The organism is Siccirubricoccus deserti (genome assembly GCF_014283215.1).
Classification (GTDB): Bacteria; Pseudomonadota; Alphaproteobacteria; order Acetobacterales; family Acetobacteraceae; genus Siccirubricoccus; species Siccirubricoccus deserti.
This window is the reverse complement of sequence record NZ_JACOMF010000097.1, coordinates 1-8,652: the sequence shown is the minus strand read 5'-3', so window position 1 is coordinate 8,652 and position 8,652 is coordinate 1. Positions and strand designations below refer to the sequence as shown.

Genomic DNA, 8,652 nt, shown 5'->3' with positions numbered 1-8,652 from the left:
GATCATGGTCGCCGCTGCCGGCCCGCAAAGACGCGGAAACCACGCTGGGCCACCGGCCCTGCCGTGACCATCGCCACGATCTCCGCCGCGATCTTCGCTCCGCCGAGTGCCGACGGTTCGATCGCATTGGCGAAGTCCGCCGGATCGCTGCAGATCAGGCGCAGGTCGATCACTGCCAGGTCGCGGGCAAAGGCTTCGCGCAGGATCGCGTCGTTGAACAGGGTGAGCCCCGCCACGGCCAGCCGCTGCCGCGCGGCGTCCGGAAAGCGCGGGTCGTAGATGGTGCAGACCGCGACCGGCAGGCCGTGGGCGCAGACCGCGTCGAGCATGGTACGGTAGGTCCTGCGGAACCGCTCGCGCAGGATGTCGAGCCGTGCCAGCGCCTCCGCCACGCTGCGCGCCGGCTCGGCCAGCATGGCTTCCGCACGGAGCGCGTCATTTCCGCCAACGCTGACGATGAGGTGGGTGGCGTCGCCCGGCAGGCGCGCAAGCTGACGGGATACATCCTCCACCATGGCGCCTCCCCTTGCGGCGAGCATGGCTCGCCACCCCGAAGTGGACAGCGCACCCCGCAGCTGCGCCACCACCTCCCGCCCCTCGTCGACAAAGGCGGCATTGTCGAAGACGGAATCACCCAACAGCACGATATAGCCGGCGCTGACCCGAGCCTCCGCCCGCGTGGCAGCGAGGCTTGCCATGCCGAGGCCGAGAGCCGCACGCCGCGCCGGCGCGACCTCGTCCGGCGCCGTCACCGCTCGCTCGCAGCCCATTGAGCGTCCTTGGTCGGCGAGATCGCGCTGTCCAGGCGGCGAGGACAACGGTGCCGCCGCTGGAAGCGTGCGCGGTCGCCGGTGTCCTGCCGCCCGATGACCTCGCAACGGCCGTAGAGCCGGGCGAACTGCGCGCCGCCCTGGGGCAGGACGACGGTACAGCACACCGCAGGGGCGGTGTCGTGGTGGGTAGCGGCGTAACATGTCTCGGTCATGTCGTGGCCCGCGTGTGCGAGGAGGCCCTGCCAAACGCGCGACGGCGGCGCGCTGTCCCCGGCCTGCTGCAGAAATGCGGCACCTGCCGCCCGCCTGACCGGGCCTGCGGGAAGCTGGTGCCGTGTGCCAGGCGCTCTTGCCGTACCCTCGGCCGTCAGGGCCTCGGGCGTGGCCGCATTATCTAGCACCGATCAGCTCCTTTGCATCGGCCTCCATCAGCATCTGCAGCACCACCCTGGCAACGCTGCTATCACTCGCCGAGCCGGCGGAGGTCACCTCATCGCGGCAAGCCTCCGAGAAGGCCTCCGCCGCCGGCAGCATCATCACCGGTTGCGCCCTCCGGTGACGTACGCGCGCCGCCCGGCGAGGCCCGTTCCCGCGCCCAGTCGGACGCTGCCGTCAGACTGTGGGACCGCGAGCGGCGCCACCACCACCTGGAATACTCCGCCTCGGCGTACGCCCAGAAACTCCGCGACCTTGGGACTGACATTCAGGATGCGGCCGTCTGTCCCCGGGATGCGGTCGCGTACCCGCACCATCGCCACTTGGCCGTTCCGGAGGTTGGTCACTCGCGCCGTGGCACCGAGCGGCAGTGTGCTGCTAGCCACGACGGATGCTTCAGGATCGAAGAGACCTCCGTCGGCCATGGGCCTGCCGGCAAGCTTTCGGGCGATGATGGCGGCCTGTCCACGCAGTTCACGCCCTGAGCGATCGACAGCCTCTCGCGACCCCTCGCGCCCGGGCTTGTCCGCAGCAAGCTCGTTCCCGCGGGCGGGACAGGCAAGACCAAGCGCAAGCCCCATGCAGATTGCCAACCGTATCGCCATGGTCCCCGGTCCGAACATTGCGGTAAAGACGCATGGTCAGGCGCTGCGTTCCTCCGGATCAACTCCCAGCAGCTACCGAGTTTGGCGGTGGGGATCCGAGCTGGATCTGTACGGCGCTCGCGATCGACGCTGTCGCGAGCGAAACGTCTTGTGACGATCCGCCATGGGGGCTTTGGAACGCCCAACCGAAGGTAACCTGCGCTATGCTTTCGGCGGCACCGCGACCGCGCGGTAGTGCGCCTCGTCCACCGGCTCCACCTAGCTGGTGTTGTCGGGGCCATTGGTCTCGACGAAGGAGATGTGCGCGGACAGGTGCCCGGCAACCGCACCATGCCAGTGCACGAGCCCCGGCGGCACTTCGGCGACATCGCCGGCGTGCAGGATGCGGGGCGGCTTGTCCTTCACCTGCCCCATGCCGGTGCCCTGCGTGGCAACCAGCACCTGCCGGGTCTTGTGTGTGTGCCAGTTCGTGCGCGCACCCGGCGTGAAGGTCACCAGCGTGGCGCTGGTGCGCGACGGGGCCTGCGGCGCCGCCATCGAGTCCTGCAGGACTGTACCGGTGAAGCTGTCGGAAGATGCCGTCTTTGTCGCTCGGCTCCCAGCTGGTCGGATCGTCACGTCAGCCATGGCGTGTCTCCATACGAGGCCTGCGGCCCCTATTGGTTGCCGGCAGAAAACCTAGCGAAGCCGTCCGGCACTGGAAACGCAGCAGATCTGTCAGTAGGACCCTACCTCCCGCTGAGGCGGTGGTGCATGGACACTGTTAAGTTGAGTAGAACTTGGCGGACCGACCCCGATCCAGTATGCTGCCGGAATGCTCCGGCCATGACCAGATCGTCAACCTTTTCCATCTCCGCCGCGACCACGTCACCGCCAGTGAATATCGAGCCGCAAGGGCGCGTGCGTTCGAGGCGTGGCCAACATCAGTGAGGTTACCGCCGCGGCCTGAACTCTGCTCCCACATCGCCTCGGCCAGCCAACTCAGTCAGCCCTGAGCCAACAACTTGGCAGCGCCGTCGTGTCAGGATACGGCAGGTATCAAAGGATGAAGTCGCCACCCTCGAGCGAGAACATCCCAACCAGCGCGATTTCCGCATCCACCGACCCGTCGCCGAAGAACCGGCTGAGACCGTCCGCGTCCATCTGAATGATCGTGAAGTCGCCGCGCACCTCGTAGCGAAGCTCAGGCGGACCTGGCTGATCTGGCGTCCCGCTGAACGCACCGGTGCCGACGAAGCCGAACTCCTGGTTTACTGATAGGGCCCGGCGGCCGAAGCGGAGCGCCTCCGAGAGGTTGATCACATCCTCCCCCTGCTCGAAGTCGATGATCACGTCACGTGCCCTGGGGCCGACGCCGGTGCCGAGGACGGTTGCGAAGAAGTCGCCGGAGGTTCCGGGATTAAAGGTAACTCCGATGCCGAAGGCGAAGATGTCGGCGCCCGGACCGCCCCAGAACACGTCACCATGCGCGATGCTCTCCTGCAGCCGGTCAGGCCCGCTGCCTCCGATCAGAGGCACGGGCTCGGGCGGCGGCGGCACGGCGAAGGTGCCGACGGCGTGCTCGCCGCTCCCGAAGAGCGCTACAGTGCTGTTCGGCAGGACCTCGCCGTTGAAACTGACACGCTCTACGTAGAGGTTGCGATCCGTATCCGGCGTGCCGCCCCACGCATCGTTGAGGAAGTTCACCGTCACAGTATGCTCGCCCGGTCCGAAGTCGCGCGACACCCAGACCGTGTCGAAATTGCCAAACTGCCGCTCGGCGCTGGCGGTCAGCACGTCGATGATCGGCACCCCGTCCACGCTGACCACGTACTGGGCGTTCCCCAGCCAGTCATCCTGGTTGATTCTCAGTTCCAGCGTATCCCGGCCGCTGCCAAAGCCGCGCGTGGTGGTCCTGGCCTCGACGAAACTGCCGACGGTCTGGGATCCGCTTTCGAAGAACGAGACGCCGTTGGTCAGGATCATGCCTTCAAAGCTGACGCTCTCGACATAAAGGTTTCGGTCGCTATTCGGCGTGCCGCCCCATGCATCGTTCAGAAAGCTCACGGACACGTTGTGGGGGCCTGGCGGGAAGTTCCCTAGCACGGCAACGGTATCGATCTCACCGAGAGAGCGAAGGGCGCTGGCGGTCAGGATACCGCCTACCTGCGCCCCATCTAGGTTGATTGTATACTGTGCGTCGCCCTCGTAGGCATCCTGGCTTATCCGCAACACGACCGCATCCGGGCCAAAGCCGAGAGTCGTCTCCGCAGGCATGTCTTCCTCCGCGTTCTAAGAGCCGTTCCGGGAAGTTCTTATTTATCATGAAGGGTTTATGGCAAGGCGTCGAAGCATGAGGCGGATCATGGCGAGACGGACGAAGGCCGCCGCCATGCGGGCGTGCCGCTCGTAGTCTCGGGCCAACCTGCGGCATCGGTTGGTCCAGGCCAGCGTTCTCTCGACAATCCAGCGCTTGGGCAGCACGACAAAGCGATGCCGGTCGCAGCGGCGGAGGATTTCCAAGATCCAGGGGCCAGTCCGCCCAACGGCCGCTGCCATCTTCGGCCCCTGGTAGCCCGCATCCGCAATCAGGCGCTCAATGAAGGGGAAGCTCCGGCGTGCCTCCCGCAGCAGGTCCTCCGCGCCGCCGCGGTCCTGCACGCTGGCCGGATGGACGATGACCGCCAGCAGCAGGCCGAGCGTGTCGGTCAGAATGTGGCGCTTGCGCCCGAGCACCTTCTTGCCTGCGTCATAGCCCGAGGGATCAAGCGTAGAGCCCCCTTTTGCGCCCCCTTGGCACTCTGGCTGTCGATGATGCCCAGCGTCGGACTGGCCTCCCGCCCTGCCTTCTGCCGCACCTCGAGGTAGAGCGCATGATGGATGCGCGTCAGCGTGCCGTCCCACTCCCAGCGGTCCAGGTAGTCCCACACCGTGCTCCGCGGCGGCAGGTCCTTCGGCAGCGCCTTCCATTGGCAGCCGGTCCAGAGCACGTAGAGGATGGCGTTGAGCGCCTCGCGCACATCCACCGTCCGTGGCCGACCGCCGCGCTTCGCCGGCCGGATCAGCGGTGCCACCAGTGCCCATTCCGCATCCGTCAGGTCGCTCTCGTAGCGCAAGCCGCGCCGCATCGCGGCATGACGATGTTCCGGCTTCCACATGTATGATCCCCCAGCACGGCCGCCGCCCAGGAAATCACAACCAATTCCAAAGACTCAATCTCCTTCCGGAAGATCTCTAAAAACCTCTTTGGAATATCGCCTTTTATCTAGCAGCCACAATTAAGAACGCGCCAACAAAATTAACTTAGAAAGTAGTGAGTGATGTGGAAGAAACGCAAGATGTGTATTTTCTTCTTTGGTGCACAGCCTGATCACCTCTGCATTTACTCTCTTCGACCATGCATTTGGCGACACATTCGTTGCGCTTCGGATCGATGGTGAAGTATCGTGCATGACATTCGGCAGTGCATGATTGACGTTTTGCCTCACATCTGGTCTGAGCCGTCGCGTGGATGGGCTCTGCCATAACCAAGGTGAGAGTGGCGGAAGCGAAAAACCGTAATAAACCCGCAGAGTGGCACATTAGCTATGGCCGCATCGCGGTCCTCCCCGCTCCTGCAACTCCATAAACCAAGCGATAACGGCAGAGGCTAAGAGCGAAAAACGAAACCTCCAGGTGGCCCATAGTTTCAAGGGCTTGGGCCTGCCGATAGCCGGCTTCGAGATGCGCTCTAAATGAGGCTCGAGCATCCCGCTGATCTCCTTACCGTTGTGCTTCGATCCCGTGCCCAGCATTCTATTGCTGCCTAGGGAGGTGATGGCGTCAAATCAAATAGGACGTTCAACGCTGCGACGTTCCCGCGGGCACGCGCTGCGGGCGAGTGGCAAGGCTGCGGTCAATCCACTCCTGCGCCGGCGTGAACCGCCTCAGACCTGGCACTTGCGCCATGAGGTTGACTTCTCGCCAAGCGGGATGAAAGCCTGGCGCGTGAAATTGATCAATCCGGCTGAACAGATGGTCCACCAAGCGGGTGAGCCGTTTATAGCGGTCCGACCCCTGCGGCCAGTTGTAGGCGGCGAGGATGGTAGGTACCGAGATCGTCAGGACGTCCTGACCTTCCGGGATGAACTGCGGGTAGTCCCTCGAGGTCAGGGTTGAGGGAAGATAGAAATTGAAGAAATCGGCGTCTCCAATATCTACAGATAAAAACCTGAAGCCAGGATCCCAACGTCCGCGTAGGAACGCATCGACCGGCTTTGAGGTGATAAACACGACAGCTGCGATCTCGCCCTCACCCCTGCGCATCTGCTCGAGCGCGGCCGGATGCGGGATAAAGGTCTTTTCCACGTCGAGCTTGAGCCGATCGAAGATCAACGGGCCGGAATAGGACGCGGTGGTACCAGGCGTGTTGAAGTTGACCTTCTTGCCATTAAGGTCAGCGAGCGAGCGGATCTCGGGGCGGACAAAAATATGCAGCTCTGAGGGGAAGAGGTTGAGGATGTAGCTGATACGCTGGTCGATGTTCGGTACTAGGGTGCGGAACTGTTCGAGGGCATCGGCATTGATGATTGCCGCGTCGATTCCGCGCAGATATAGCAGTGCCTCAACATTATGTGTTGGCCCACGCGTGACGACGGGAAGAACGTGGAGAGCATCACTTTCATCGACCACACGAGCGATCTCGGCGGCAAGGCGGATAGGCGCTCCTTCAAGCAAGCCTGCGGCCAGACCTACCGTCCAGGCATTTAGCTTTAACTTGGCGGCGATTTCAGCCCTATTCATTGGGCGATCGGCACGGGGCTGCGCAGCGGTGGGTGTGAGTGGTTGCAGCAAGCCTGTGAGAAGAACGAAGAGGCCAATTCCGACCGCGCGCAACGTGTTCATTGGCTCCCCTTTACGTCTAGGCCGCTCAGAGGCGGCGCCGCATCTATGTTGCCCAGTGCGGCTCCCATGCGGTACCCCGCGACAGCAGCAGGATCGGCAATGGCGCCGATCGCTTGTAACAGGCGGAGGGCATAAGTCCCTCCCTGTCGCACTTCCTGTCTCAATCGTGGCTCGTGCGGAAGCGAACCCAGAGGCTCTGTTAGACGAGTTGCGCCGTCGGTTGCGATCAATGCGCCGCCGTGCGAGCTGCTCAGCGTCGACCGCCAGCGACATCTCGGACAGTGGCGACTGCGCACGGGTAGCAGCCTGCGCGGCACTCGTCGCCAGCGCTGCAGATGTGGGACTATGCATCTATTCCGCGGTGATGCCTCTGGCACGAACCAGTTCGCCCCATCGTTCATCCTCCGCCGCAGCGCGTGTCGTGAGTTCTTCTCGTGTCGAGCCGATGGCCTCGGCTCCTAGGGCGGCGAAGCGCTGCGCTGTGTCCGGGTCGCGGGCCGCAGCGATCACGGCGGCGCCCATCCGCGCGGTGATCGCTTCGGGCACGCCCGCGGGGCCACCAACGGCGAGCCACGACGCCGTCTCGAAGCCTGGCAGGGTTTCGGCGACTGCCGGGAGCGCCGGCATCAGCGGCGAGCGGCCGGCACTGGTGACCGCCACCGCACGGGCGCGGCCGTCGCGTACCAAGGGCAGTGCGGTCGGGAACGCATCCACCATCACTTGCGCACGTCCGGCCGCCAGATCTCGCAACGCATCGGGATTGCCGCGGTAGTGGACCAGCTCGCAGCGCGTGCCCAGTCGTTGGAGCAGCATCTCCGTCGCAAGGTGTGGGATGACACCCGCGCCCGGCGTCGCGCAGATTGGGGGCGTCCCTTGCGCCTTCATCCAGGCACCGAGCTCGGCAACGCTTGAAGCCGGAACGGATGGATGCACCATCACCGCCGAGGGGAAGCGCGCAAACTCGCTGATTAGGGTGAAGTCGCGCCGTGGGTCGAAGGGGAGGTTGGGGTAAACGTGGCGGTTCACCGCAAGCGTCGCAGCGAAAAGCGTGCCAAAGGTCAAGCCGTCCGGCGCGGCGCGAGCGAGCACCGAGGCGGCGAGGTTGCCGGCCGCGCCGGGCCGGTTCTCTACTACAACGGTTTGACCGATTTCCGGCTCCAGCCGTCGCGCCAGGATGCGCGTGAGGAGATCCGGCGCCCCGCCCGGCGGGAAGCCGACGATCCACCGGACCGGCCGGTCGGGCCAGGACGCCGCCCTCCCGGAGGATGGCGCCGTCGTGGCCAGCACAGCAGAAAAAGCGACGAGCGCGCGGCGGCTTGGCATCAAAGCAGATCCAGATCAGCGGCTAAGCGGATTGTAATGGAGCCTATACCCCGCCAGAGAGCGGGCGCAACACATGGTCTTGCCTAGGAATTACTACACCTGAAAGTAAAATTTGTTGTATTGTTTTCAACTTTCAGGCGAATTTCAATTTGATAAGCTTCTAATGCCTTGGCGGTTCATCCGGCAAGTTGATCCTCCTCCTTTGAAGTGGTCCGCCTTCAGGTATGGGTTTGAACCGGAGGAGGACCGAGATGGCGAACAAGAAGCATCGGCCTGAGGAGGCCCTGGCCAAGCTGCGGCAGGTGGATGTCCTGGTTTCGCAGGGGCAGTCCGTGGCGGAGGCGATCCGGGCTATCGGCGTGACCGAGGTGACGTACTACCGCTGGCGGCGGGAGTTTGGCGGCCTGAAGTCGGACCAGGTGAAGCGGCTGAAGGACCTGGAGGCGGAGAACGCGCGGCTGCGCAAGGCGATCGCGGACCTGACGCTGGACAAGCAGATCCTGGCCGAGGCTGCCCGGGGAAACTACTTCTCTATTCGGGGCGCATGGCGCAACTCCTCATTTGCTGCTCCTGGCCTGAGTGGATGAGGGATGAAGGAGCCTGCGGAGCTCTTGCTTCTCTCCGGGGTCAGCGCATCGGCCGCCGCCATGTTG

The 8,652-nt window shown here is 64.2% G+C and carries 8 protein-coding genes and 2 pseudogenes; 1 reads left to right on the top strand and 9 read right to left on the bottom strand.

What is annotated here, in order from left to right:
* Window positions 1-2 precede the first annotated feature (2 nt).
* The 9 genes and pseudogenes from H7965_RS27270 to H7965_RS27230 all read right to left on the bottom strand — a co-directional run bounded on the left by H7965_RS27270 (window position 3) and on the right by H7965_RS27230 (window position 7,999).
* Window positions 3-770: an SGNH/GDSL hydrolase family protein gene (locus H7965_RS27270; protein WP_222440846.1), complete on the bottom strand. Its 768-nt coding sequence runs from the start codon at window positions 768-770 to the stop codon at window positions 3-5.
* A complete protein-coding gene (locus H7965_RS27265) occupies window positions 749-985 on the bottom strand; it encodes a hypothetical protein (protein ID WP_186773691.1) in 237 nt (78 codons plus the stop codon). The genes H7965_RS27270 and H7965_RS27265 overlap by 22 nt, the downstream gene beginning before the upstream one ends.
* A gap of 178 nt (window positions 986-1,163) precedes the next feature.
* A complete protein-coding gene (locus tag H7965_RS27260; RefSeq protein WP_186773690.1) occupies window positions 1,164-1,313 on the bottom strand; it encodes a hypothetical protein in 150 nt (49 codons plus the stop codon).
* A complete protein-coding gene (locus H7965_RS27255) occupies window positions 1,310-1,813 on the bottom strand; it encodes a septal ring lytic transglycosylase RlpA family protein (RefSeq protein ID WP_186773689.1) in 504 nt (167 codons plus the stop codon). The genes H7965_RS27260 and H7965_RS27255 overlap by 4 nt, the downstream gene beginning before the upstream one ends.
* Before the next feature lie 258 nt (window positions 1,814-2,071).
* Window positions 2,072-2,440: a cupin domain-containing protein gene (locus tag H7965_RS27250; RefSeq protein WP_186773688.1), complete on the bottom strand. Its 369-nt coding sequence runs from the start codon at window positions 2,438-2,440 to the stop codon at window positions 2,072-2,074.
* 411 nt (window positions 2,441-2,851) lie between these two features.
* On the bottom strand, window positions 2,852-4,069 hold the full coding sequence (locus tag H7965_RS27245) for a carbohydrate-binding domain-containing protein (protein ID WP_186773687.1): 1,218 nt from the start codon (window positions 4,067-4,069) through the stop codon (window positions 2,852-2,854).
* A 45-nt stretch (window positions 4,070-4,114) separates the two neighbouring features.
* A pseudogene (locus H7965_RS27240) lies at window positions 4,115-4,950 on the bottom strand (IS5 family transposase).
* Window positions 4,951-5,632: 682 nt separating this feature from the next.
* Entirely contained in the window at window positions 5,633-6,676 is a 1,044-nt protein-coding gene (locus tag H7965_RS27235) for a TAXI family TRAP transporter solute-binding subunit (protein ID WP_186773686.1), read from the bottom strand.
* 351 nt (window positions 6,677-7,027) lie between these two features.
* Window positions 7,028-7,999: a Bug family tripartite tricarboxylate transporter substrate binding protein gene (locus tag H7965_RS27230; protein ID WP_186773685.1), complete on the bottom strand. Its 972-nt coding sequence runs from the start codon at window positions 7,997-7,999 to the stop codon at window positions 7,028-7,030.
* A 251-nt stretch (window positions 8,000-8,250) separates the two neighbouring features.
* Here H7965_RS27230 and H7965_RS27225 point away from each other — a divergent pair.
* Window positions 8,251-8,532 (top strand): annotated as a pseudogene (locus tag H7965_RS27225) (transposase); the annotation flags it as partial.
* Between the last annotated feature and the right edge of the window lie 120 nt (window positions 8,533-8,652).